This window comes from Streptomyces sp. NPDC051913 (assembly GCF_044593635.1).
Classification (GTDB): Bacteria; Actinomycetota; Actinomycetes; order Streptomycetales; family Streptomycetaceae; genus Streptomyces.
Genome location: NZ_JBIUCI010000003.1, coordinates 666,696 through 689,980, shown reverse-complemented (window position 1 = coordinate 689,980; position 23,285 = coordinate 666,696). Strand labels below are relative to the sequence as shown.

At 71.7% G+C, this 23,285-nt stretch carries 22 protein-coding genes and 1 tRNA gene; 14 read left to right on the top strand and 9 right to left on the bottom strand.

Going from position 1 to position 23,285, the window contains the following annotated elements; translation table 11 throughout:
• Window positions 1-320: 320 nt before the first annotated feature.
• Window positions 321-635, bottom strand: a complete 315-nt coding sequence (locus ACIHIX_RS12210) for a hypothetical protein (protein ID WP_399953545.1) — start codon at window positions 633-635, stop codon at window positions 321-323.
• A gap of 348 nt (window positions 636-983) precedes the next feature.
• On the opposite strand from ACIHIX_RS12210, the gene ACIHIX_RS12205 reads away from it, so the two are divergent.
• Both ACIHIX_RS12205 and ACIHIX_RS12200 read left to right on the top strand, forming a co-directional pair.
• Window positions 984-1,919 (top strand): bifunctional DNA primase/polymerase, encoded by a 936-nt coding sequence (locus ACIHIX_RS12205; RefSeq protein WP_399953543.1) that lies wholly within the window; start codon window positions 984-986, stop codon window positions 1,917-1,919.
• A 73-nt stretch (window positions 1,920-1,992) separates the two neighbouring features.
• Entirely contained in the window at window positions 1,993-2,454 is a 462-nt protein-coding gene (locus ACIHIX_RS12200; RefSeq protein ID WP_399953540.1) for a hypothetical protein, read from the top strand.
• 91 nt (window positions 2,455-2,545) lie between these two features.
• Here the strand turns inward: ACIHIX_RS12200 and ACIHIX_RS12195 are convergent.
• Window positions 2,546-2,632 (bottom strand) — tRNA-Ser (locus tag ACIHIX_RS12195).
• A gap of 92 nt (window positions 2,633-2,724) precedes the next feature.
• A complete protein-coding gene (locus ACIHIX_RS12190; RefSeq protein WP_399953537.1) occupies window positions 2,725-4,251 on the bottom strand; it encodes a S1C family serine protease in 1,527 nt (508 codons plus the stop codon).
• 281 nt (window positions 4,252-4,532) lie between these two features.
• On the opposite strand from ACIHIX_RS12190, the gene ACIHIX_RS12185 reads away from it, so the two are divergent.
• The 3 genes from ACIHIX_RS12185 to ACIHIX_RS12175 all read left to right on the top strand — a co-directional run bounded on the left by ACIHIX_RS12185 (window position 4,533) and on the right by ACIHIX_RS12175 (window position 7,235).
• Window positions 4,533-5,342, top strand: coding sequence for a glycerophosphodiester phosphodiesterase (locus ACIHIX_RS12185; RefSeq protein WP_399953535.1), 810 nt, complete (start codon window positions 4,533-4,535; stop codon window positions 5,340-5,342).
• A gap of 162 nt (window positions 5,343-5,504) precedes the next feature.
• The gene (locus ACIHIX_RS12180) at window positions 5,505-6,143 is read left to right on the top strand and encodes an ATP-binding protein (protein WP_399953532.1); all 639 of its coding nucleotides are present in this window, start codon (window positions 5,505-5,507) and stop codon (window positions 6,141-6,143) included.
• Between the two features lie 126 nt (window positions 6,144-6,269).
• On the top strand, window positions 6,270-7,235 hold the full coding sequence (locus ACIHIX_RS12175; protein ID WP_399953530.1) for a DUF5926 family protein: 966 nt from the start codon (window positions 6,270-6,272) through the stop codon (window positions 7,233-7,235).
• Window positions 7,236-7,490: 255 nt separating this feature from the next.
• On the opposite strand, the gene ACIHIX_RS12170 is transcribed toward ACIHIX_RS12175, so the two are convergent.
• Window positions 7,491-8,033, bottom strand: a complete 543-nt coding sequence (locus ACIHIX_RS12170; RefSeq protein WP_399953528.1) for a hypothetical protein — start codon at window positions 8,031-8,033, stop codon at window positions 7,491-7,493.
• Between the two features lie 57 nt (window positions 8,034-8,090).
• The gene (locus ACIHIX_RS12165; RefSeq protein ID WP_399953526.1) at window positions 8,091-8,756 is read right to left on the bottom strand and encodes a bifunctional DNA primase/polymerase; all 666 of its coding nucleotides are present in this window, start codon (window positions 8,754-8,756) and stop codon (window positions 8,091-8,093) included.
• Window positions 8,757-9,248: 492 nt separating this feature from the next.
• On the opposite strand from ACIHIX_RS12165, the gene ACIHIX_RS12160 reads away from it, so the two are divergent.
• From ACIHIX_RS12160 to ACIHIX_RS12145, 4 genes are all read left to right on the top strand, one after another.
• Window positions 9,249-10,760: a PP2C family protein-serine/threonine phosphatase gene (locus ACIHIX_RS12160; RefSeq protein ID WP_399953524.1), complete on the top strand. Its 1,512-nt coding sequence runs from the start codon at window positions 9,249-9,251 to the stop codon at window positions 10,758-10,760.
• A 110-nt stretch (window positions 10,761-10,870) separates the two neighbouring features.
• On the top strand, window positions 10,871-12,331 hold the full coding sequence (locus tag ACIHIX_RS12155) for an aminopeptidase P family protein (RefSeq protein WP_399953522.1): 1,461 nt from the start codon (window positions 10,871-10,873) through the stop codon (window positions 12,329-12,331).
• 93 nt (window positions 12,332-12,424) lie between these two features.
• Entirely contained in the window at window positions 12,425-13,798 is a 1,374-nt protein-coding gene (locus ACIHIX_RS12150) for a PLP-dependent aminotransferase family protein (RefSeq protein ID WP_399953520.1), read from the top strand.
• Between the two features lie 46 nt (window positions 13,799-13,844).
• Window positions 13,845-15,089 (top strand): MFS transporter, encoded by a 1,245-nt coding sequence (locus ACIHIX_RS12145; protein WP_399953518.1) that lies wholly within the window; start codon window positions 13,845-13,847, stop codon window positions 15,087-15,089.
• Between the two features lie 129 nt (window positions 15,090-15,218).
• Here the strand turns inward: ACIHIX_RS12145 and ACIHIX_RS12140 are convergent, their stop codons facing one another.
• The 4 genes from ACIHIX_RS12140 to ACIHIX_RS12125 form a co-directional block, all read right to left on the bottom strand.
• Complete coding sequence (locus tag ACIHIX_RS12140; protein WP_399953516.1) at window positions 15,219-16,058, bottom strand: triphosphoribosyl-dephospho-CoA synthase; 840 nt, start codon at window positions 16,056-16,058, stop codon at window positions 15,219-15,221.
• 9 nt (window positions 16,059-16,067) lie between these two features.
• Window positions 16,068-17,009 (bottom strand): intradiol ring-cleavage dioxygenase, encoded by a 942-nt coding sequence (locus tag ACIHIX_RS12135; RefSeq protein WP_399953515.1) that lies wholly within the window; start codon window positions 17,007-17,009, stop codon window positions 16,068-16,070.
• A 114-nt stretch (window positions 17,010-17,123) separates the two neighbouring features.
• Window positions 17,124-17,684: a GNAT family N-acetyltransferase gene (locus tag ACIHIX_RS12130; RefSeq protein ID WP_399953513.1), complete on the bottom strand. Its 561-nt coding sequence runs from the start codon at window positions 17,682-17,684 to the stop codon at window positions 17,124-17,126.
• Window positions 17,685-17,751: 67 nt separating this feature from the next.
• On the bottom strand, window positions 17,752-18,201 hold the full coding sequence (locus ACIHIX_RS12125) for an ATP-binding protein (protein WP_399953511.1): 450 nt from the start codon (window positions 18,199-18,201) through the stop codon (window positions 17,752-17,754).
• A gap of 232 nt (window positions 18,202-18,433) precedes the next feature.
• Here ACIHIX_RS12125 and ACIHIX_RS12120 point away from each other — a divergent pair, with 232 nt between their 5' ends.
• The 5 genes from ACIHIX_RS12120 (at window position 18,434) to ACIHIX_RS12100 (ending at window position 23,280) form a co-directional block, all read left to right on the top strand.
• On the top strand, window positions 18,434-19,243 hold the full coding sequence (locus ACIHIX_RS12120; RefSeq protein WP_399953509.1) for a hypothetical protein: 810 nt from the start codon (window positions 18,434-18,436) through the stop codon (window positions 19,241-19,243).
• A 147-nt stretch (window positions 19,244-19,390) separates the two neighbouring features.
• On the top strand, window positions 19,391-20,143 hold the full coding sequence (locus ACIHIX_RS12115; protein WP_399953507.1) for a YcnI family protein: 753 nt from the start codon (window positions 19,391-19,393) through the stop codon (window positions 20,141-20,143).
• A 92-nt stretch (window positions 20,144-20,235) separates the two neighbouring features.
• Window positions 20,236-20,889 carry an SCO family protein gene (locus tag ACIHIX_RS12110; RefSeq protein ID WP_399953504.1) on the top strand — a complete coding sequence of 218 codons (654 nt, stop codon included), beginning with the start codon at window positions 20,236-20,238 and terminating at the stop codon, window positions 20,887-20,889.
• Complete coding sequence (locus ACIHIX_RS12105) at window positions 20,886-21,335, top strand: copper chaperone PCu(A)C (RefSeq protein WP_399953501.1); 450 nt, start codon at window positions 20,886-20,888, stop codon at window positions 21,333-21,335. Before ACIHIX_RS12110 ends, ACIHIX_RS12105 begins: the two co-directional genes overlap by 4 nt.
• 13 nt (window positions 21,336-21,348) lie before the next feature.
• A complete protein-coding gene (locus ACIHIX_RS12100) occupies window positions 21,349-23,280 on the top strand; it encodes a copper resistance CopC/CopD family protein (RefSeq protein WP_399953499.1) in 1,932 nt (643 codons plus the stop codon).
• Window positions 23,281-23,285: the final 5 nt, after the last annotated feature.

Here is a 23,285-nt window from a genome sequence, read left to right as displayed (position 1 = left end):
GTCTCGCTCTGTCTTCCGCGTCCCCGTCGTCCCGCCCGTCGCGTTCTGTCATTTCTGGTACACCGCAGCCGCCGCCCGGGTTCCCACCACCCGGCCACGAACTTCGAGAAGATTTCTGACTGTCCGTCAGATATTCGGAGCTGTCAAGGTCATACGAAAACGGCTGCGCGGCGGCGCCGAAGCACCACCGCGCAGCCGTACAACCACCCCTTCGAGCACACCCGGCGGATCAGGCCGGCCGACCCCCCAGCCCGCCGGCCCTTCCCTCGGCTCACCCCCTCAGGCCACCCCCCGGCACACCCCCTCGGTTCACCCCCGGCTCACCACCACAGCGGCGTGAAATTGATGGAGGTGTTGTCGTTGCCCTGATTGATGGCCGTGAACGCGGACCCGTTGACCTGCGCGGTGTTGCTCTGGTTCGAGGCGCCGGAGCCGACCGCGTTCTGCTGCGTGGTGGACGAGTTGCCGTTGTTCGCGCCACCGACCCCGCTGCCGACGATGCTCGCGACACCCGCGTTCGATCCGTTGTCCGCGAAGCCGCCGTTGTCCGCCGTCGCGACGCCGGTGAACAGCACCGCGGCGAGCGGAAGGGCGGAGACGGCGGCGATGACGCGGGCGGTACGGATGCTTGCCATGTTCTTCCTCCAGAACCCGGCTGCTTGAGCCGGAAATACGTCAAGTAAGTCTGTTTCCAGGGCAGTTGGCCGACCACCCCGGTGTCGTTCACGACGTCGCGAGACCAGAGTTGCCCACCGAATCCCCGGCGAACCACCCCGGAAGCCACCATTCCCCCTGAAGCGTGAGGACAAGTCGATAAACCCCTTTCGCGATCTAAGGCGTCGGATCAGCCCTCTCCGGGCATCTCCACCTCAAGCGCCGCAAGAGGTGAAGCGTTCCGGCGTCTTTCCGGCCAATCCGCCCCGCCCGGCGAGTCGCCCCCGAACTCCCTTCCCTTTTTCGAACACTCGTACGAAAATGGAGTCATGGCCACCACAGACCGGCAGGCCACGACGCTGGCCCTCGCACACGCCCTGTCCGCGGCCGAGCGCGGACTGGCTGTCATCCCCCTGTCCCGGACGAAGCTCCCGGCGCTGCGCTCGCCGCACCGCGACGGCACCGCGAACCCCGGCATCCCCGCCCCCGCGACCCCAGTAGCCCCGGCCCACGCGACCCCGGAGGCCGCGTCGGGCCCGCCCTGCCACGGCGAGTGCGGCCGCTTCGGGCACGGGGTCTACGACGCCGCCACCGACCCGTCCCGCATCCGCGAACTGTTCGCCGCGGCCCCCTGGGCGACCGGCTACGGCATCGCCTGCGGCCTCCCGCCCCACCATCTGATCGGCGTCGACCTCGACACGAAATCGGGCACGGACTCCTCGACGGCCCTGCGCGAACTGGCCCTGCGCCACCTCTTCACGATCCCGGCCACGGTGGTCGTCCTGACCCCGAGCGGCGGCCGCCATCTGTGGCTGAGCGGCCCGCCCGACGTGGTCGTCCCCAATTCCGCGGGGCGGCTTGCGCCCGGCATCGACATCCGCGGCGCCGGCGGCTATCTCGTCGGCCCCGGTTCCCGCACCGACCACGGCGTGTACGCGACAGCCCCCGGCACGGCCCACCTCGCGCCCGCCACCTGCCCGCCGGCCCTGCTGCGCCTCCTGCTCCCGCCGCCCCGCACCACCCACCACCCCACGCCCGCGTCGACCGGCGACCACGGGCAGGGCCTGGTGCAGTTCGTCCTGGCCGCGCACGAGGGCCAGCGCAACACCCGCCTGTTCTGGGCGGCCTGCCGTGCCTACGAGGACGGCATCGGCCCCGCCCTCCTGGACCCCCTCGTCGAGGCGGCCCTCAACACCGGCCTGTCCGAACGCGAGGCCCGCGCCACGATCGCGTCGGCGGCACGCATGACGGGGCACCGGCCGTGAGGACGGATGCCCCGGCACCACGTACAGCACCATCCACGGGAGCACGATGCGCCACCGTCCCGGAGTGCCGACCATGGCCCTGGCACGCCTCACCCTCGCCTCGGGCCGCAGTGTCGTCCTCGCCGAGCTGCGGCTCTCCTCGACGTACGGCGAACTGCCCGAGGGCTATCCGTGCCGACCGGTCAACGAGGTCAGGATCCAGGGCCTGTTGCGCTCGGCCGCACACGCCTACCCGACCGCTCCCCTCCACCTCGTCCCACCGCCGCGCGAGTACCCCGACCAGTACGCGGGCGCCCACGGCCCGGTCGAGATCCTCCCGGCGGTGGCCTGTGTCGGCGCCTTCCGCTCCACGGCCCTGGACCCGTCCCACGACCCGGTCCTGTACCGCTCCCGGCTCACCGTCGTCTGGTTCCAGTCGACGACCTTCGTGCCCTCGGGCTGCGACGCCGAGGAGGCCCTCAGGGACGTGGCCTGGGACGAACTCGCCCAGGACCACGCCCTACAGGACCCGCCGCTCACGCCGGGACGAAGGTGAAGGGCCTGGCCGGGCCCCTGGCGCCCCAGGGACGCGCGGGGAGAACGCCGAAGGGGTGTCTCTCCTGGAGAGACACCCCTTCGAACACATGCGGTGGGTGTGGGATTTGAACCCACGGTGACATCGCTGCCACGACGGTTTTCAAGACCGTTCCCTTAGGCCGCTCGGGCAACCCACCCCGCGCCGCCGCTCGTCGACCGGCGGCGCGGGGACAAGAGTAACCGGTGCCCACGCGCGCGTGGGGTCAGCGGTACGGCCGCGCGCGTGAGGTCAGCTGTCGCCCTCACGCGAGCCCAGGGTGAGCTCCACCGTGCTGGTCTTGCCGCCCCGCTCGTAGGTGATCTTGACCTTGTCGCCGGGCTGGTGGGTCCAGATCTCGCCGATGAGGGTCGGACCGGAGTCGATCACCCGGTCGTCGAGCTTGGTGATGACGTCGCCGGGCTTCAGACCGGCCTTGTCGGCCGGGCCGCCGGACTCGACGGCGTCGGAGCCGCTGGCGCCCTGCTCGGTGATCTTCGCGCCGCCGCTGGAGTCCTCCAGGGAGACCGACGCGCCGATCTTGGCGTAGACCGGCTTGCCGGTCTTGATGAGCTGCTGGGCGACGTACTTGGCCTGGTTGATCGGGATGGCGAAGCCCAGGCCGATCGAGCCGGACTGGCTGCTGCCGCCGAGACCGCCGCTGCTCGTCGACTGGATCGCCGAGTTGATGCCGATCACGTTGCCCTGGGCGTCCAGCAGCGGGCCGCCCGAGTTGCCCGGGTTGATCGAGGCGTCCGTCTGGAGGGCGCTCATGTAGGAGGCGTTCGAGCCCGTGCCGTCACTGGAGGCCACCGGGCGGTTCTTGGCGCTGATGATGCCGGTGGTGACCGTGTTGGACAGACCGAAGGGGGCGCCGATCGCGATGGTCGAGTCGCCGACCGCCACCTTGTCGGAGTTGCCGAGCGTCAACGGCTTCAGGTCACCCGGCGCGTTCTTGAGCTTGATCACCGCGACGTCGTAGCCCTGTGCGTGGCCGACGACCTCGGCGTCGTACTTCTTGCCGTTCGGGAAGGTCGCGGTCAGCTTGCCGCCGTCCACCGCGTCCGCCACCACGTGGTTGTTGGTGAGGATGTGGCCCTCGCGGTCGAAGACGAAGCCGGTGCCGGTGCCGCCCTCGCCGCTGCTCGACTCGGCCTCGATGGTCACCGTGCTCGGCAGGGCCGCGGCGGCCACGCCCGCGACCGTGCCCGCGTCGCGCTTGACGTCTCCGCCGCTGTCGGAGGCGGCGACGGTCGTCGACGAGGTGTTGTCGTCGTTCTTGGCCAGGGTGTAGCCGAGGCCGCCGCCCAGGCCGCCCGCGACCAGGGCCGCGATCAGGACAGCCGCCATCAGACCGCCGCGTCCGCGCCCCGACTTGGGGGCGGGCTGCTGGTAGGAGGCGCCCCAGCCATCGGCGCCGGCGCCACCGGAGCCGCTGTCGGCGTACGCCGGGGTGGCGGGCGGCGGAGGCGGCCACGAGGCGTCCGCGGCCTGCGGAGCCTGGCCCTGGACGCCGTAGCCGGGCGCCTGCTGACCCGGCGCGCCCTGCGGGCCGCTCGGTCCCGCCGACGCGTAGGCCGGTGTCTGGCCCGCGTGCACCAGCTCCTGGTCCGGCGCGCCGGGGGCGTGCGGAGGCGTCGTGGGGAGCGGGGTCGTCGGGGCGCCGCTGTCGGGTCCGCTCGCCTGCGGGGAGGCCGGGGAGGCTGCGGGGGAATCCACCGGCACGGGAGGTGCGGACGGGGCCGGGGGTACGGCAGTGCCCTCGTTCTCGGTGCTCACAGCTTGTCTCCTCGATCCACGGCTGTTGTCCTAAGGTCGCACTCGGTCACGCTCGTTCACGCTTGCCGACGGTCCGGCGCGATGCAGCTGTGCATGTGCTTTTGTATGCCGTCAGCTTTTCCCACAGGACGTCAGAGCACCATAAGCGGTGCCTGTGGGTCTGCGACCATCCTTTATATGGGACCTTCCAGACGAAGCGGTCGCATCTCGGCGCTCACTCCTCGTCCGATCGTCGCCCACCTCGTGCGACGCGTACCCCGCGGCGGTGGCACCATGACGCGGTGACCCACGCACGGCAGCACAGCATTCAGGTCGTAGCCCACCGCGGAGCCTCCGAAGAGGCCCCCGAGCACACTCTGGCCGCGTACAGGAAGGCGATCGAGGACGGCGCCGACGCCCTCGAGTGCGATGTGCGCCTGACCGCCGACGGCCATCTCGTCTGCGTCCACGACCGACGCGTCAACCGCACGTCCAACGGGCGCGGGGCGGTCTCCGCCCTGGAGCTGGCCGAGCTGGCCACCCTGGACTTCGGCTCCTGGAAGAACCGGGACGAGGAGCCGGACTGGGAGCACCGCCCCGAGGACCGCGAGGAGACCTCCGTCCTCACCCTGGAGCGACTCCTGGAACTCGTCGCGGACGCGGACAGGCGGGTGGAACTGGCCATCGAGACCAAGCACCCCACGCGATGGGCCGGTCAGGTGGAGGAGCGGCTGCTGGTGCTGCTGAAGCGGTTCGGGCTGGAGGCCCCCGCCACGGCGGCCGAGTCCCCGGTGCGGATCATGAGCTTCTCCGCCCGGTCGCTGGCACGCGTGCGTGCCGCCTCGCCGGCGCTGCCGACGGTCTACCTGATGCAGTTCGTCTCGCCCCGCCTCCGGGACGGCCGGCTTCCGGCGGGCGTGCGGATCGCGGGCCCCTCGATCCGGATCGTGCGCAATCACCCGGCGTACATCGAGCGGCTCAAGCGAGCCGGCCACCAGGTGCACGTGTGGACGGTGAACGAGCCCGAGGACGTCGATCTCTGCGTCGAGCTGGGCATCGACGCCATCATCACCAACCGGCCCCGCGCGGTACTGCGCCGACTGGGCCGATGACCGGTCCGGCTCCTGACGGTGACTCACTGGTAAAGACCTGTGAAGAAACCTTGACCCCACGAGTCGACTGAAGCATCTTCAGTCTCGGCCAAATCGCCGAAATCCGGCCATCCGATTACAGGGAGTGCACCGGCGCGTTCGGTCCGTGTTCGATCGCGGCGAATGCGTCGGCGGACCTGGATTGGCCGGTTTCCGGTACAGGCCAATGGGGCATCCACACCGTGGCGTGGGGCAAAGGAGGTCTCGGGGGTGGCGTTGGTGGTGGCACAGGAGGTGCCCACGTCGTCGAGCATGGCCGTACCCCATGGCCCTGCGGGCGTGGGGGAAGCAAGACACCGGATGCGTTCTCAGCTACGGACGGGCGGTGTGTCGGAAACGGTCATCGACGACGCCGTACTGATCCTTTCCGAACTCTTGAGCAATGCGTGCAAACACGGCCGGCCACTGGGCGATGCCCTGGCCGGGGACGGCGACGTCCGCGCCGCATGGCGCGTGGAGCCGAGCGGCAGACTCACGGTCGAGGTGACGGACGGCGGCGGGCCCACCCGCCCTGCTCCGGCCACGCCCTCGGTCACCGCGCACGGCGGCCGCGGGCTCAACATCATCACCGCGCTCTCCGACGACTGGGGCGTCCGGGACGACGCCCGCGGCGAGATCACGGTGTGGGTGGTCGTGCACGACGACGTTCATGATCCGGACGCCGGTCACCGCAGGGACGACTTCGCTACGCGCGTCACGGCCCCCTCGGTGTCGTCCATGCCCGACCTGGACTTCGCGGACGCCTTCACCGACCTCGACTGAGGGCCGGGGCTCGCCGCACCGGGGCGACCCGGCACATCGGCACGTTGTCCACAGGCTCCCGTCGCGCATGGCGTGAACGGCTAGGCTCCCGCCGTACGAGACGAGCCGTAACCGGGAGACCCCACGATGGCCAAGAAGCGACCCCAGACGAAGGCCCAGCGCCCTCAGATCGCCGACGGGGAGGTCCCGGTCGTCGGTGCCCGTGAGCCCTGCCCCTGCGGCAGCGGCCGCCGCTACAAGGCGTGTCACGGCCGGGCCGCCGCGCACGCGGTGACCGAGCTGGTGCAGCGCCCGTTCGAGGGCCTGGCCGGTGAGGGCGACTGGGTGGCCCTGCGCGAGCTGGTGCCGGCCGCCACGGTCGAGCTGTCCCTGAAGGGCGGCCTCCCCGAGGGCGTCCCGTCGGTCACCCTGGCCACAGTGCTGCCGATGGCGTGGCCGGCGCTGCGCCGCGACGACGGCTCGGTCCTGCTGGGCCTGCAGAACGACACGGCGTCCGGCGACATCAGCCGCGACCTCGCCGACACCCTCCAGCGCGCGCTCACCGCCGACCCGGGCACCCCGGTCCAGGGCCGCCGCGCCCCCGCCGACGGTCCGCGGCTGCAGGATCTCCTCGACCCCGAAGGCGCGTTCGAGCCAGTCGTGCACGAGGGCTTCGAGTTCTGGGTCCCGGACGCGGAGAACGCCACCCCGGAGGTGACCGCCTCCCTGGAGCGGGCCAACGCCGCGGCCATCCCGACCGCGAAGCTCCAGGGTGTGGACGCCGCCTACTGGTGCGAGACGCCGGAGAAGAACCACCTGCGCTGGGTCATGCCGTACGGCGAGGAGCAGCTTCTGGACGCCCTCGCGCGGCTGCACGCGGCCGGGAGGTCCAGCCTCGGTGAGGGCACCCGGCTGGTCGGCTCCTTCCGGGCCCACGGCCTGACCGTGCCGGTCTGGGACCTGCCGAGCGGGGTGACGGCGGACGACGTGGAGAAGCCGGCGGCCGAGTTCGCCGAGCGGCTCACCGCCGCCCTGGCCTCGGACGCTCCGCTCACCGCGGACGAGCGTCGCGCGCGGGGCGGCCTGACCAACCGACAGGTGACCCTCAGCTAACACACAGGTTCGAGACCGGACAGCGGCTGACCGGTCGGTCAGCTGCTCCGGCACTCGAGGATCGCTGGGAACGGATCACAACTCCCGTCCGGAACAAGTGAGTCGGTGTCCGGAAAGCCGACGAACTTCCGAGATCGAATTTGCGAACAGCCGATCTCTTGTTACCGTTCGAGTAGCCCGGTTGCTGGTGCATCCCCCGTCGCCAGCAACCGGGTCTTTCTCTGCCCGCCTCCGTTCACGGACCGCTGGGGCACGTCAACTGCCGTCAGGCGCCGAAGAGTTGCTTCCGGAACGCAGCAGCAGTGGCCCGCTTCCGGCCTCCCCCGCGAACTCCGCGACCGCCGTGTAGGCCTCCGGTCCGCCCCGGGTGGGCTCCCGGGGTGTCTCGCAGGTCCCCGGTTCGTCCCCCGCGCCCACGGCACACCGCATCTGCACGGTGCGGTCGTCCGGGCCCATGAGGCTCAGCACCGAGTCCAGCGCGCTGCCGGTGACATTGCGGTAGTAGGTCCGCGCCCAGGTCTCCTCGCCCTGCGTCAGCACACACGTCTGCGCCTCGATGCCGTCCGCGGAGGTGAGTTCGGGACCGCAGCGCGCGGCGGTGGCGAGTCCCAGGCCGAGCAGCAGGGGGGAACGGGAGGGCGCGGCGGACGGCGCCTTTTCGTCAGAGGACCGTTCCTGTCCGGACGGTCGTACAGCCGTACGGACGTCGTCTCCCACCTGCCCTGCGGACGCCACGGCCAGCGGCAGCGCGACCGCGCATGCCACGACGCCCGAGAGGGCGAGGAGACGAAGGTTCATGAAAGGGGACGATAACGACCGGGCGCGCACGGCTGGTTGCGTGCGCGCCCGACACCCCTACAACTCGGGCGCGCTCACACCCGTACGAGTGAGGGCGTCGACCACCGCGTCGACCACGGCCTCCACATCGGGCACCCACGGAGAGGCCGAGCCGGGCAGCGGGGCGCGCTCCCAGCGGATGGCGCCGTGGCCCGTCTCGGACGGGGGCAGGGCGAGGTAGCCGCCCTCACCGTGGAACCGCAGCGAGCCGGGGACGAAGTCCTTGGCGTACAGCAGTTCGCCCAACTGCTCCATGGAGTACGGCTTGACGAGGATCGACCAGCGGTGGTGCGAGGCGATCACCGGGCCCAGGCGCATGCCCTGGCGGTCGAGGGCGGTGAGCGCCCGGGAGGCCGCGAGGGCCGGCAGGGAGACCGCGCACGGGGCCGGTCCGCCGGTGGCCAGGACGATCGGGGCGGCGGGCCGGTTGGTCCACCACCAGCGCACCATGCGCTCATCGGTCGTGGCCGCGAGGAGGCCGGGATCGAAGGGGTGCGCCCCGGGCACCGTGCACTCGGGGTCGGGACACGAGCAGCGGGCCCGGCCTTGCGGGTCCGGTGCCGCGCCCGGGAGTACGGGCCACTGCCATTCCGTCGCGAAGGTCAGGGCCGCGCTGATCAACTCAGGCCCCCCGTCGTTCCGCTTGGACAGGAGCCTGCGTGCCTTTCCGAGGATCTCGCGCATGAGCGCTCGTTCCTTTCCGTTGCACCGCTGGCAACACCGTGGGCCACATCACACCATGTGTCGATCACTGCACTGTGCGTACCTGTTGGCGCATCACACCCCTGCCCGAGACAAGGGGAACCCCTATGGGCCGAACGTCGGCTGCGTCCACGGCAGCCGGGCCCACACTGCATCTATCAAAAGCATGGGCGTGGCGTGGGGGTGGCGAAGTCTGGCGTTTGCCGTCCCGCGTGTATCTCTTCGCCTCCGCCACGGGAGGATGGGGCTCGGTCGTCGGTGGCTAAGACGCCCGGGTCCGTCACCAGGTTCCGGGAGGTTGTCAACCACCCCTGGCCTTCTCCGAGTACGTACCCATCACGACCGCTGTGACGCTCTGTGGAGCAAGGCCAGTCGACCGCAATAAGGCGTTACCTGAGTCAGTTTCAAGCCAACTTCGCTTTTCGGCAAGGGGTGCACCGGTGACCCACGGACACCAGGAATCCCGGCAGGACAATGCTGGACATCCCCTCACGAGTGCGTGTACATGTGGAGACACTGCTAGCGGCGCAGAATGACATGGGGGTTTGCGATGCTTTTGAGCAATACGCACCGGTCGGAAAGCCGGACGCCATGAACGCCCCTCACCCTCCGAAAGTGGCCGGAATCGATTCAACGGTTCCCTCGCCCGCACACACTGTCGCGCCCGCGCCCGTAGCCCCGGACACCTCACCGGCCCCTCCACCAGGCGCCCCGGGAGCCCTGCTCCAGGACCGGCTCGCCGGCTGGGTCTCCGACCTCACGACCCTCCATGAACTCACGGAACGGCTGGCCCGCACGGACGTACTCGCGGACGCCCTGACCGAACTGCTGCGCGCCGGAGCCGCCCTGGTGGGCGCCCGGCGCGGTCTCCTCGTCCTGGAACCCGGCGACGGACTCGGCCCCGACACCACCATCGGCCTCGGCCTCGCCCGAGCCGACCTCGGTCACATCGAGACGGTGCCGCGCAGCGTCATGTCGTACGGCCGCATCCTGGAGGGACTGCCCGACGGCGACGGCGAGATCGCCGAGCCGGACCTCTTCGCCGAGGACGGCCTCGACCCCCGCCACCGCGAGGTCGCCGCCCGCCTCGGCTACGCCGCGAGCTACGCGCTGCCCCTGTCGTCGGACGCGGCGGGCCGGCTGGGCGCCGCCGTGTGGCTCTACGACGAACCGGCCGAGCCCTCCGAGCGCCAGCGCCATCTCGTCGGCCTGTACGCCCGCTACGCCACCGAACACCTGGCCCGCGTCGTCGAGGTCGAGCGCACGCGCGCGTCCATGGCGACGATGGCCGAGGAGCTGCTGCCGTCCCGGCTCCCCCGCGTCGCCGGTGTCCAGCTCGCCGCCCGGCACCGCACCGGCCCGCGCGGCGGCGGCGACTGGTACGACGCACTGCCGCTGCCCGACGCGGCCCTGGGCCTCGCCGTCGGCTCGGTGACCGGCTCGGGCCCCAGCGCGGTCGCCGCGATGGGCCGGCTCAGAGCGTCGCTGCGGGCGTACGCCGTCATGGAGGGCGAGGACCCGGTCGCGGTCCTGTCCGACCTGGAGCTGCTGCTGCGCCTGACCGAGCCCGCCCGCTCCGCCACCGCCCTGTTCGCCTACTGCGAGCCCGCGCTGCGCAAGATCACGCTGGCCGGGGCCGGGCACTGCCCGCCGCTGCTGGTCGGCGAGCGGCGCACGGAGTTCGTGGAGACGTCGGTGTCGGCGCCGCTCGGGATGCTGGCCTGCTGGGAGGCGCCCAGCGTGGAGCTGGTGGCCGAACCCGGAGAGACGGTTCTGCTCTACACCGACGGGCTGCTGCACCGCACCGGCGACGCCACCGACCGCGCCTTCGCCCGGCTGCACGCGGCAGCCGCCGGAGTGCCCAGGGCACTGCGGCACGACCCGGACGCGATCGCCGACCACGTGCTGCGCACGGTGCTGCCGGACGGACTGGACGCGGCGGACTCCGACGAGGACGTCGTGCTGCTCGCCGCCCGTTTCGAGTAGCGCCCCGTGTAACGCCGGACAGCGGCGTGTAACAGGCCTTCCGGCCCTGGGCCCCCTTCCGTACGACCGTACGATGGAGGAGGTCCAGTGCCGTATCGAGGAGGATGACCGTGGCCGACGAGCTCACCCCGGAGACCCCGGAGACTGAGTCGGAAGAGCCCATCAAGCAGCGGAAGAACGGCCTGTACCCGGGCGTCTCCGACGAGCTCGCCGAGAACATGAAGTCCGGCTGGGCCGACACCGAACTGCACGACCTGGAGCCGATCGCCCAGGCCGCCGAGACCGCGGCCCGCCGTGCCGCGCTCTCCGCGCGTTTCCCCGGCGAGCGGCTGGTGATCCCCGCGGGCAACCTGAAGACCCGCTCCAACGACACCGAGTACGCCTTCCGGGCCTCCGTGGAGTACGCCTACCTCACCGGCAACCAGACCGAGGACGGCGTCCTCGTCCTGGAGCCGGCCGGAGACGGGCACAAGGCGACGATCTATCTGCTGCCGCGCTCCGACCGTGAGAACGGCGAGTTCTGGCTCTCCGGCCAGGGCGAGCTGTGGGTGGGCCGCCGGCACTCCCTGACCGAGGCGGAGAAGCTGTACGGCATCCCCGCCTCCGACGTCCGCGAGCTGGCCGAGGCGCTGCGCGAGGCGACGGGCCCGGTCCGTGTCGTCCGCGGCCACGACGCCGGCATCGAGGCCGCGCTGACCGACAAGGTCACCGCCGAGCGCGACGAGGAGCTGCGGGTCTTCCTCTCCGAGGCGCGGCTGGTCAAGGACGACTTCGAGATCGGCGAGCTGCAGAAGGCCGTCGACTCGACCGCGCGCGGCTTCGAGGACGTCGTGAAGGTCCTCGACAAGGCCGAGGCGACGAGCGAGCGCTACATCGAGGGCACGTTCTTCCTCCGCGCGCGGGTCGAGGGCAACGACATCGGCTACGGCTCCATCTGCGCCGCCGGTCCGCACGCCTGCACGCTGCACTGGGTGCGCAACGACGGGCCGGTGCGCTCCGGTGACCTGCTGCTGCTCGACGCGGGCGTCGAGACGCACACGTACTACACCGCCGACGTCACCCGCACGCTGCCGATCAACGGCCGCTACAGCGAGATCCAGAAGAAGATCTACGACGCCGTGTACGACGCCCAGGAGGCCGGCATCGCCGCGGTGCAGCCGGGCGCGAAGTACCGGGACTTCCATGACGCCGCGCAGCGGGTGCTGACCGAGCGGCTCGTCGAGTGGGGGCTGGTCGAGGGGCCCGTCGAGCGGGTGCTGGAACTCGGCCTTCAGCGGCGCTGGACGCTGCACGGGACCGGGCACATGCTCGGCATGGACGTCCATGACTGCGCTGCCGCGCGCGTGGAGTCGTACGTCGACGGCACCCTGGAGGCGGGGATGGTGCTGACCGTCGAGCCCGGGCTGTACTTCCAGGCCGACGATCTGACCGTGCCCGAGGAGTACCGGGGCATCGGTGTGCGGATCGAGGACGACATCCTGGTGACCGTGGACGGTAACCGGAACATGTCCGAGGGGCTGCCTCGGCGGTCCGACGAGGTCGAGAGCTGGATGGCTGCTCTCAAGGCCTGAGGTTGTCTTGAAGGCCGGGTACCAGTGGGGTGCCCGGCCTTTCGTCGCGTTGTGCGGGCGTGTGGGGGCTTGTCGCGCAGTTCCCCGCGCCCCTTGGGGGTTGCAGTGGACCTGCATATTGAGCTGATCGCCGCTGAAGGGCGACGGTCGGGGCTTGAGCGTGCCCTTCGTGATGCCGTGCGCGATGGGCGGCTCGCTCCTGGGGCTCGGTTGCCCGCTACTCGGCGGCTGGCCGAGGAGCTCGGGGTTTCTCGGGGGACTGTCAAAGCGGCCTACGACCAGCTTGTCGCCGAGGGGTATCTGACCGCTCGACAGGGGGCCGGGACGCAGGTGGCGTCTCTTCCGGTCGGCGATGCCGAAGCCGCGCCCGTCGCCTCACGCGCGCGTGCGCCTCGGTTCGATCTGCGGCCGGGGAGTCCGGATGTCGGGGCCTTTCCCGCGGCGGCCTGGTTGCGGGCGTTGCGGCGGGCCATCGCCACGGCGCCCTCGCTGGCGTACGACTACGGAGATCCGCGCGGGCGGATCGAGCTGCGGACCGCGCTGTCGGGGTATCTGGGGCGGGCGCGTGGGGTGGTCGCGCCGCCGGAGCGGATCGTGATCACCTCGGGGTACGTGCAGGGGCTCGCGCTGCTCACGCGCGTGCTCGACGGCGGCGAGATCGCCATGGAGGAGCCCGGGCTGGCCTTCCACCGGGAGGTGGTGCGCCGGGGTGGCGGTCGGGTCGTACCGGTGCGGGTGGACGAGAAGGGTGCCTGTGCGGGGGAGCTGGGGGACGCGCGGGCGGTCGTGCTGACGCCGGCGCACCAGTATCCGACCGGGGTGACGCTCCATCCCTCGCGGCGGCGGGCGGTCACCGACTGGGCACGCGCGCGGGGCGGGCTGATCGTCGAGGACGACTACGACGGCGAGTTCCGCTACGACCGGCAGCCCGTCGGGGCACTCCAGGGCATGGCGCCCGGGCACGTGGTCTATCTGGGCACCGCGTCGAAGACCCTGGGGCCCGCGCTGCGGCTCGGCTGGATGGTGCTGCCGCCGCACCTGGTCGACGCGGTCGCCGACGCCAAGCTGCACAGCGATCACCACACCGAGACCATCGGACAGCTGGCGCTGGCCGAACTCATCGACAGCCATGCCTACGACCGTCATGTACGGGCCTGCCGGCTGCGGTACCGGCGGCGCCGGGACCAGCTGCTGCACCGGCTCGGGACGGGGCGGGTGGTGCGGGGGATCGCGGCCGGGCTGCACGCGCTCGTGGAGGTCGCCGACGAGAAGGAAACCCTGGCGCGGGCCGAGGCGGCGGGGCTCGCGGTGGGGCGGCTCGGCGACCACTGGCACTCGCCGGACGACGCGGACGGGCGGGCGCAGGGGCTGGTCGTGGGGTACGGGACTCCTCGGGAGCGGGCCTATCCGCAGGCGCTGGAGGTGCTGGGGCGGGTGCTCGACGGATTGGGCCAGGAAAAGCGTTGACCAATGGGCCTGTCCGTCGGTCCAGTCGGCTTCTAACGTCGGTCGTATGACGAACTCGCTCGTCCCGCCCCGGGGGCCGCAACGCGTCCTCGCCCTGGCCCAGTTGACCAACGCCGTCGGTGACGGTGCCTTCCTCGTGACGTCGGCGCTCTACTTCACGTACGTCGTCGGCCTCGACCCCGCGCGCGTGGGGCTCGGGCTGACCCTCGCGTGGGCCCTCGGCGCGTTGGCGGGGGTGCCGCTGGGGCGGTTGGCCGACCGGCGTGGAGCGCGTGGGACGGCGGTGCTGCTGGCGGTGGTGGCCGGGGGCGCGGTGGCGGTGTTTCTGTTCGTCCACGGGTTCGTGCCGTTCGTCCTGGCCGCGTGCGTCTACGCCGCCGCGCAGTCGGGGCTGGCGGCGGCCCGGCAGACGCTGCTGGCGGGACTGGTGCCCGCCGGGGAGCGCACCGGGCTGCTGGCCCATCTGCAGTCGGCGTTCAACGCCGGTCTGGCGGTGGGTGCGGGGCTGGGCGGGCTGGCGCTCCAGGCCGGTACGCGGGCGGCGTATCTCGGGGTGTTCGCGGTGGACGTGCTGAGCTTCGTGGTGTGCGCGGGGGTGCTGCTGCGGCTGCCTTCGCCGGCGTCTTCGCCGACGCCTCGTGCCGGTACGCGGAAACGTCACGGCCTCGCCGTCGTGCGCGACCGGCGCTATGTCGTCGTCACGCTCCTCAACACCGTCCTGCTGCTGCGGATGCCGCTGCTCAGCCTCGCGCTGCCGCTGTGGATCGCGGAGCGGACCGACGCCCCGGCCTGGCTGGTCTCCGTGCTGTTCGTGCTCAACACCGGGGCCGTGATGCTGTTCCAGGTGCGCATGGCCCGCGGGGTCACCGGGCTCGTGTCGGCCACGCGCGCGGTGCGGCGGGCGGGGTGGGTGATGCTGGCCGCGTGCACGGTGTTCGCGCTGTCGGCGGGCGGCTCGGCGTGGGTGGCCGCCGGCGCGCTGGTCGCCGGGGCGGTGCTTCAAGTCGTCGCGGAGATGGGGCAGTCCGCCGGGTCCTGGCAGCTGTCCTTCGAACTGGCGCCGGCCGACCGGGTCGGCGAGTACCAGGGCTTCTTCGGCACCGGCGTGACGGTGGCGCGGACGCTGGGCCCCCTCGTGCTGACGACGCTGCTGCTCGGGTGGGGCACGGCCGGGTGGCTGCTGCTGGGAGCGGCGACGCTCGTGGCGTCGTACGCCATGGGCCCGGCCGCGCGGCGCCGGGCCGCCGTCGCCCAGCCGGAGGCGGGCCCGCAGCCGGTGCTGGTCAACTGACAGCAGCAGCTGGTCGTCAACTGACGGCAGCCGCTGGTCGTCACATGACGGCAGCCGCCGCTCGTCAACCGACAGGTGCCCGAGGCGAGGGACGGCCGCCCGGAGCGGGTGCGGGCGGCTGTCCGGCGTTCAGGCCGCTCCGGCCGGTGAACCGGCGCGTACCGGAAGCGAGTCCAGGAACAGCGCCCCCGCCAGCAGCCCCGCGCTGCCGCGGGGGCTCCACGCGCGCGCGTGCAGGTCCTCGTCGAAGGCGGCGAGGGCCGTCGCGCCCGCCGCCGTGGCCGTGCCGCCCGCTTCCAGGACTCCGCGGGCGCCGGCCTGGACGTGGCGCAGACCAAGTGGGCCGGCGGTGTAGAGGAGTTCGGTGTCCTGGAGGGTGGACATCACGGTGAGCAGGGCGTCCAGGCGGGCCTCCGCCTCCGTGGCACCCGCCTTGCGGGCGGCGGCCAGCGCGTCCAACGCCCGCCGTACGTGCGGGAATCCGGCCCGCGCCTCGCCACGCGCCCCGGCGGCACCGTACTTCGCCGAGACCGACGAGCCTCGCGACGGGCGTCGCGGGGCCCGTTTGTCGGGGTGCCGGGCGATACCCTTGGCGGTCGCGGCGACGTCCCAGCCCTTGCCCCCGGGGTTCAGGGCGGCCGCGGCGACCAGCAGGCCGAGAGCCCACAGGGCGCCCCGGTGACCGCCGCCCGCGAGGCCCACCGAGTGCTCGGTGCAGCGGCCGATCGCGCCGAGTTCGCCGCGGAGCCCGGGAGTCGGCTCGCCGGTGCGGCGGGCGGCGGCGGCCATGGCCGCGAGGCCGGGTACGAGCGCCTTCGCCGACCAGCGCAGGGCGCAGTGGTCCAGGCGGGTGGTCCGTGCGTCCAGGTCGCGCGGATCGGGCAGCCCCGGCTTGGGAGCCAGGGCCAGCTGCCCGGTCAGCGCGGTCACCGCGGCATGCGCCAGCGCTTCGTCCTCGCGGCTGCTCATGGCCGTACCTTACGAGGACGCCGAGGCCGAGGCAGTGGCACTTTCGGACGGAGCGTCGGACGGCGGTTCGCCGGTCGGCGCGCCGCTCGGGGGCGTGCCGCCGCCACCGCCGCCGCTGCCCGCGCCGGTGCTCTCGGCGTCGGGGTCGATGCCGAGGGTGAGGAAGCCCTTGTAGCCCTTGGACGGGTCCTTCTTGTGCACGGCCTTCAGGGTGAGCAGGCCGCTGGAGGCGCCACCGCCGTCGTACACCATGTCGTTGTCGAGGGTGGTGTAGCTGCCGGAGTGCTTCGAGTAGGGCTCCAGGGTGAAGATCTCCTGGGCGATGTCGTCGTCGAAGAAGAACTGGCCGGTGTAGTTGACCTTGCCGCCCTCGTAGGTGCCGTCCTCCTTCTCGCCGCCGGTGTGGACCTTGACGTGGATGTGGCAGGTGCGCGGGGTGTACCAGCCCGGGAAGATCGTCTCGAACTTGACCACCCCGTTGCCGTTGGCGATCTGGTAACCGCGCAGGTAGGTGGCGTCGTTGGCGGTCGAGCCGTCCTCGCTCTCGGCGGGGGCCGAGCCACCGGGGTTGGCCGTGGTGTAGCCGGAGTAGTAGCCCCAGGCGTCGCAGTGCCAGATCTCCACGGCCGCGCCGGGGACCGGGGTGCAGCCGTCGGTGGCGTCGACCACGGTCAGGCGCAGGGTGAGCGGGACGCCGCTCTTGCCCTCGGTGATGTCCTTCCTCACCAGGGCGCCGTCGAGGTAGTACGGGCCTTCGGTGACGCTCGTCATGAGCGTCATGCACGCGCTGCTGGTGGCCGACGCGGTGGCGGTCGCGTCGGCGGTGGTCTCGGTGTCGGCGAAGGCCGACTGGTAGCCGGCGATGGCGAGGCCGCCCGCGGCGACCGTGCCGCCCGTCACGGCGATGGCGCGCCGCCGGGTGATCGTCTTGTCCTTGTGGTTTCCCGTCATGATCAGGAAGTTAGGGACGGTGTCCGTCAGCGGGATCGGAGGACGCTGAGAGCTGCCTGTGAATGCTGAGGAAGCTGAAGTTCCCTGCGTTCACCGGCGCCTACACGGCTTATGTCATATCTGGGGATCGTCGTCGTGCAGGATCCTCTGGAACATCCGGTGGTCCCGCCACTCGCCGTTGATGGCCAGATAGCGCGGCGCCAGGCCGATCCGCTCGAAGCCGCACTTCGCCAGCACCCGCTGCGAACCCGCGTTGTCCACAAGGGTGGTGGCCTCGATCCGGTGCAGTCCGACCGTCTCCCGAGCGACCCCGCACACCCGCTCCACCGCGGCCGTCGCCAGCCCCCTGCCCTGCTGGTCGGCGGCGATCCAGTAGCCGAGACAGGCGCTGCGGAAGGGGCCCAGGACGATCCCGGTCAGCGTGATCGCCCCCACGATCCGCCCGTCGGCCTCCAGGTGCCACGGCACGAGCCGGCCCTCCGCGAACTCCCGGAGCCGGTCCTCCAGACGTATCCGCTGGTCGCCGACCGTGAAGAAGTCCTCCGGGCGGCGCGGTTCCCACGGCTGGAGGTGCTTGCGGTTGTCGACGTAGGCGGCGCACAGCGCGGCGGCGTCGCCGGGCGCGGCGAGCCGCATGACCACACCACCGGGGAGCACCTCGGGCTCGATCTCCATGCCGCGACCCTAACCAGGGGCACTGACAACGGCAGTTGAAGCGTGTGGACACCGCTGGCGGACGGCCCTAGACCGCCATGAGCGGAGCGTCCTTCTTCCACTTGAGGATCTTGTCGAAGCTCACCACCGCGCCGCCCCGCCCCGGCTTGTTGCCGATGTGGACGTGGTCGGCGAGCTCCTGGATCAGACACAGTCCTCGGCCGTTCTCCGCCTCGCTGGGCGCGCGGCGCACCGCCGGGGAGGACCGGGTGAAGCCGGGGCCGGAGTCGGCGACCTCGATCCGGCACTTCTCGCCGTCCAGATAGGCCGTGACGCGGTACGCCTCCGAGGTGGCGCCGTGCCCGGTGTCCCCGCCGTGCTCGACGGCGTTCGCACAGGCCTCGCTGAGGGCGACGGAGAGGTCGTAGGAGATGTCGGGGTCGACGCCCGCGGTCTCCATGGTGCCGAGCAGCAGCCGCCGGGCGAGCGGAACGCTCGCAGCCTCGCGCCGCAGATGGAGTGACCACCAGATGCTCATGCTCCAGCCTCCCGGCCGCGGCTCGACATACCGTTACCTATTGCCGCCCGTGCCCGGGTGTAAGCACACTGTTGACGTGACGCCGCCCATATGGGGGATGCGTAGGGGGCGTTGAATGGGGTATGTGGGGCTGGTTCGCCACAGAACGTGATCTTCCGGTCGTAGGCCTCGTACGTCATCTTGTGGACCTGCCGTATGGCCGCGGTAAGGCCAGTGCGATGATGAGCCCGCCATGACTGCCCCCCACCCCCCTACGGCGCGCACCGGAACCGGACTCCGGGTCCTGCGGGCCGCGGTGTTCGCCGCGGTCTGCGTCGTGCTGGCCGCGGGCGGGCACACGCTCGCCTCCTGCGCCACGGTTCCACTGTGGACCCTGGGCGCGGGCTTCCTCGGGGTGGTCGCGGTCGTGGCACCGCTCGCCGGACGCGTGCGGTCGCTGCCGGGCATCGCCGCACTGCTCACGACCGGACAGGTCGTGCTGCACACGCTGTTCGGACTCGGCCAGCACACCACCACGGCCCCCGCGTCCGCCATGTCCTCCATGTCCGACGCCTCACTCGTGGAGCAGGCCGCGCGGCTGGTCTGCGGGACCACCGTGGCGGCGATCAGCCCCGCCCAGGCGGCCCGGATCCTGACCGAGGCGCGTCTCTACCCGGGCACGCACGCACACATGGACATGTCCGGGGGCACCGCCTCGGACGGTTCCTCCGTCTCGCTGCTGCCGTCCCTGCCGATGCTGCTCGGGCACGTTCTCGCGGCCCTGGCCGCCGGCTGGCTGCTGCGCCACGGCGACCTGGCCCTGCTGCGGCTGGCCGAACTGTCGGCGCACGGGGTCGCCGAGGGGGCACTCGTACGGTCCCTGCGCGGGGCGCTCGCCCTCGTGCGCGCCCTGCGGGCCGGCCTGCCCGGCGCACCGCTGACCGGCCCGGCGCTGCCGCGCACCGCGCTGCTCGCGCCACCCACACCCCGTACCACCGCACTCCAGCACACGGTGATCAGGCGCGGCCCCCCGGCCACCGACGCTCTCGTCCTCGCCGCCTGACACGACGCGCGCCACTTCCCGGGAAGGGGAGGCCGCCGTCGTGCGGCCCACGTACGCGTGCCCGTGTCCGACATCCGTCGGCACCTCCACGCGCGCGTACCCCTCTTCATCACCGGAATCACCTCTCGAAGTGGAGTGCCCCTTTTCATGAAGACCTCTCGTGTCGCCGCCGTCGGCGCCCTCACCGCCTCGGCCGTCGTCGTCCTGTCCTCCCCCGCGTTCGCCCACGTCAGCGTGCAGCCCGAGGGCGCCGCGGCCAAGGGCGGCTACGCGGTCGTCGACTTCAAGGTGCCGAACGAGCGCGACAAGGCCTCGACCACCAAGCTCGAGGTCACCTTCCCGACCGACCACCCGCTCGCCTCCGCGATGCCGGAGCCGATCGACGGCTGGGACGTCAAGGTCACCAAGGCCACGCTCGACAAGCCCATCGAGATGCACGGCGAGAAGATCGACCAGGCCGTCTCCAAGATCACCTGGACCGCCACCGGCAAGGGCATCCAGCCCGGCTTCTTCCAGAAGTTCCCGGTCTCCGTCGGCGCCCTCCCCGAGGACGCGGACGAACTCACCTTCAAGGCGATCCAGACGTACTCCAACAAGGAGGTCGTCCGCTGGATCGAGGTCCAGCAGGACGGCCAGGAGGAGCCGGAGAACCCGGCGCCCGTGCTGACGCTCTCCGAAGCCACCGAGGACGGCCACGCACACGGCTCGACGGACGCCGAGAAGACCTCCGACGACTCCAAGTCGGCCGAGAACACCGCCGCCGAGACCGCCGCCCCCGCCGACAGCAGTGACACCACCGCCCGCGTCCTCGGCGTCGTCGGCATCGTCGTCGGCGCCCTGGGCGTCGCCTACGGCGTGCTCGCCGGCCGCCGCCGCACCAGCCCGGGCACCGACGCCTGAGTCCGACCGTCCGCGCGTCGCACCGGGGGTGGCACGGCCGCCCGTACCGCCCCCGGTGCACGCCGGAGCCCTCACATCTGGGACATTTCTCTATGCGCAAGAAGACGTTCACCGCGGCCGCGCTGCTCGCCGCCGCCTCCCTGACCCTGACCGCCTGCGGCAGCGGTGACGACACCGGCTCACCCGTCTCCGTGGTCTCCGAGGACTCGGCCAACACCAAGGCCGCCATCGTCCTCGACAAGCCCTTCGAGAAGCCGGACCTCGTCCTCACGGACACGAACGGCAAGAAGTACGACCTCCGCGAGCAGACCGAGGGCCGCCCCACGCTGATCTACTTCGGCTACACCAACTGCCCCGACGTCTGCCCCACGACCATGAGCAACATCGCCGTCGCCAAGAGCAAGCTGCCCAAGGCCCAGCAGGACGCCCTGCGGATCGTCTTCGTCACCACCGACCCCGACCGGGACACCCCGAAGGCCCTCGGCAAGTGGCTGGGGGGCATCGACTCCCAGGTCGTCGGCCTCACCGGCGACTTCGCCACCATCCAGGCCGGCGCCCGCACCCTCGGCATCACCATCGAGGCACCGCACAAGGACAAGAACGGCAAGATCGTCTCGACCCACGGCACCCAGGTCGTCGCCTTCTCCCCGAAGACCGACGGCGGGTACGTCCTCTACACCGAGGACGCCACCGTCGACGACTACATCAAGGACCTCCCCAAGCTCGTCAAGGGACAGACCCCGTGAGGCGCACCGCCCTCCTCGGCGCCGGCCTGACCGGGATCCTGCTGCTGACCGGCTGCGGTTCCTCCGACGGCGGCGAGGCCGAACTGTCCGTCGCCGGCGCCTACATGCCGCAGCCGGTCTCCGACACGATGGCCGCCGGCTTCCTCACCGTCACCAACAAGGGCGGTACGAAGGCCGAACTGACGTCCGTGACCAGTGACCTCGGCGAGGTCACCATGCACGAGACGGTCGACTCCGCCATGCAGCAGGCCGACCGCCTCGACGTACCCGCCCACGGTCAACTCGTGTTCAAGAGCGGCGGCACCCATCTCATGTTCGAGAAGCTGAAGCACCAGCCCAAGCAGGGCCAGACCGTCTCCGTCGAACTGCACTTCGCCGACTCCGACCCGGTCACCGTCGAGATGCCGGTGAAGTCCGCGACGTACACCCCCAAGACCGGGCACTGAGGGAGGGACCACCTTGACGCAGACCATCGCCCCCCGCGTGCGGGTCCTCGTACTGCTGCTCCTCGCGGCCACCGGACTGCTCCTCGCCGGCGCCGGGCCGGCCTCCGCGCACGCCGCGCTGACCGGCAGCGACCCCCAACAGGGGACGGTGGTCGCCAAGGCCCCCGACCAGGTCTCGCTCACCTTCTCCGAGAAGGTCGCGATGTCCGACGGCTCGCTGCGGGTCCTCGACCCCAAGGGCAAGCGCGTCGACGAGGGCAAGCCGGCCAACGTCAGCGGCACCACCTACGCCGTCTCCCTGCACAGCGGCCTGCCCGACGGCACGTACACCGTCACCTACCAGGTCGTCTCCGAGGACAGCCACCCCGTCGCCGGCGCCTACACCTTCTCCATCGGCGCCCCCTCCCGAACCAGCGTCTCGGTCTCCGACCAGACCGCCGGAGGCGGAGCCGTCGGCTGGCTCTACGGCTTCGGCCGCTACGTCTCCTACGCCGGCTTCATCGTCATGGTCGGCGGCGCCGCCTTCGTCCTCGCCTGCTGGCAGCGCGGCTCCGGAGTACGGGCCGTACAGCGGCTCGTCGTCTCCGGATGGCTCGCGCTCGCCGCCGCCACCCTTCTGCTGCTGCTCCTGCGCGGCTCCTACACCGGCTCCGGCACCTTCGGCGACGTCTTCGACCTGAGCCTGCTCGGCCAGGTCCTGCAGACCAAGACCGGCGCCGCGCTGGTCTCCCGACTGCTGCTGCTCAGCGCGGCCGCACTGTTCATCGCCGTGCTCTTCGGGGCCTACGACAAACGCGAGGACGAGGAGAAGCGCGACCTGACCTTCGGGCTCGCGATCGGCGGCACCGTGGTCGCCGCCGGACTCGCCGCGAGCTGGGCCATGGCCGAGCACGCCTCCACCGGCCTCCAGACGGGCATCGCGATGCCCGTCGACGTGCTCCACCTGCTCGCCGTCGCCGCCTGGCTGGGCGGCCTGTGCGCCCTCCTCGTGGCGCTGTACCGCGCGGACACCCCCATCGAGCGCTCCGCCGTACGCCGCTTCTCCACCCTCGCCTTCACCTCCGTCGTCACCCTCGTCGCGACCGGCGTCTACCAGTCGTGGAGACAACTCGGCTCCTGGTCCGCCTTCACCGAGACCACCTACGGACAGCTGCTGCTCGTCAAGATCGGGCTCGTGGCCCTGCTCGTCGGCATCGCGTGGATCTCACGACGCTGGACGGCACGACTGGGAGACACGGCAGCCGCGCAGGCCGTCATCGAAGAGTCGGAAACGGAGGCCCCGGAGGCGGGCGACGCGGACGAGACGGTCGTACGGGAGAAGGCGCACGTCAGCGCCGGAGCGGCCGGCGCCGACTCCGGGCGGGCCGCCCAGCTCGCCCGGCAGCAGGCCGCCGTCGACACCGCCCGGCGCAAGCGGCAGCGGGACGCCGACCCCGACCGGTTCGGACTGCGCCGCTCGGTACTCGCCGAGGCGGGCGTCGCCGTCGTCCTGCTCGCCGTCACCACCGTGCTGACCCAGACCGAACCCGGACGCACCGAGGAGGAGGCCAAGGCCGCCACGTCCTCGTCCGCTTCCTCCTCGTCGTCGTCCGCGGACACATCCTCGGCGGTCACCCTGGACATCCCCTTCGACACCGGCGGCGAGGACGGCAAGGGCATCGCCCGGGTCGACCTCAACCCCGCGCGGGTCGGCGCCAACGAGATGCACGTCTATGTGGAACGCCCCAACGGCCGCGCCTTCGACGTGCCCGAGGTGAAGGTGTCCTTCACCCTCGAGGCCAAGAACATCGGACCGCTGCCCGTCACCCCCGACCGCATCACCACCGGCCACTGGACCGCCAGCGGGGTACAGCTCCCCATGGCGGGCGACTGGAAGGTCGCCGTCACCGTGCGGACCTCCGACATCGACCAGACCACCGTCTCCAAGAACGCGCAGATCGGCTGACCCAC

What these genes read in the sequence shown, in the direction of transcription:
- ACIHIX_RS12140 (WP_399953516.1), bottom strand. Translation starts at nt 16,058, where the DNA reads ATGAGCAGCCGCGAGGACGAAGCGCTGGCGCATGCCGCGGTGACCGCG.
- ACIHIX_RS12110 (WP_399953504.1), top strand. Translation starts at nt 20,236, where the DNA reads ATGCGCAAGAAGACGTTCACCGCGGCCGCGCTGCTCGCCGCCGCCTCC.
- ACIHIX_RS12180 (WP_399953532.1), top strand. Translation starts at nt 5,505, where the DNA reads ATGCGTCGGCGGACCTGGATTGGCCGGTTTCCGGTACAGGCCAATGGG.
- ACIHIX_RS12130 (WP_399953513.1), bottom strand. Translation starts at nt 17,684, where the DNA reads ATGGAGATCGAGCCCGAGGTGCTCCCCGGTGGTGTGGTCATGCGGCTC.
- ACIHIX_RS12200 (WP_399953540.1), top strand. Translation starts at nt 1,993, where the DNA reads ATGGCCCTGGCACGCCTCACCCTCGCCTCGGGCCGCAGTGTCGTCCTC.
- ACIHIX_RS12170 (WP_399953528.1), bottom strand. Translation starts at nt 8,033, where the DNA reads ATGAACCTTCGTCTCCTCGCCCTCTCGGGCGTCGTGGCATGCGCGGTC.
- ACIHIX_RS12115 (WP_399953507.1), top strand. Translation starts at nt 19,391, where the DNA reads ATGAAGACCTCTCGTGTCGCCGCCGTCGGCGCCCTCACCGCCTCGGCC.
- ACIHIX_RS12135 (WP_399953515.1), bottom strand. Translation starts at nt 17,009, where the DNA reads ATGACGGGAAACCACAAGGACAAGACGATCACCCGGCGGCGCGCCATC.
- ACIHIX_RS12145 (WP_399953518.1), top strand. Translation starts at nt 13,845, where the DNA reads ATGACGAACTCGCTCGTCCCGCCCCGGGGGCCGCAACGCGTCCTCGCC.
- ACIHIX_RS12205 (WP_399953543.1), top strand. Translation starts at nt 984, where the DNA reads ATGGCCACCACAGACCGGCAGGCCACGACGCTGGCCCTCGCACACGCC.
- ACIHIX_RS12125 (WP_399953511.1), bottom strand. Translation starts at nt 18,201, where the DNA reads ATGAGCATCTGGTGGTCACTCCATCTGCGGCGCGAGGCTGCGAGCGTT.
- ACIHIX_RS12175 (WP_399953530.1), top strand. Translation starts at nt 6,270, where the DNA reads ATGGCCAAGAAGCGACCCCAGACGAAGGCCCAGCGCCCTCAGATCGCC.
- ACIHIX_RS12160 (WP_399953524.1), top strand. Translation starts at nt 9,249, where the DNA reads ATGCTGGACATCCCCTCACGAGTGCGTGTACATGTGGAGACACTGCTA.
- ACIHIX_RS12120 (WP_399953509.1), top strand. Translation starts at nt 18,434, where the DNA reads ATGACTGCCCCCCACCCCCCTACGGCGCGCACCGGAACCGGACTCCGG.
- ACIHIX_RS12165 (WP_399953526.1), bottom strand. Translation starts at nt 8,756, where the DNA reads ATGCGCGAGATCCTCGGAAAGGCACGCAGGCTCCTGTCCAAGCGGAAC.
- ACIHIX_RS12210 (WP_399953545.1), bottom strand. Translation starts at nt 635, where the DNA reads ATGGCAAGCATCCGTACCGCCCGCGTCATCGCCGCCGTCTCCGCCCTT.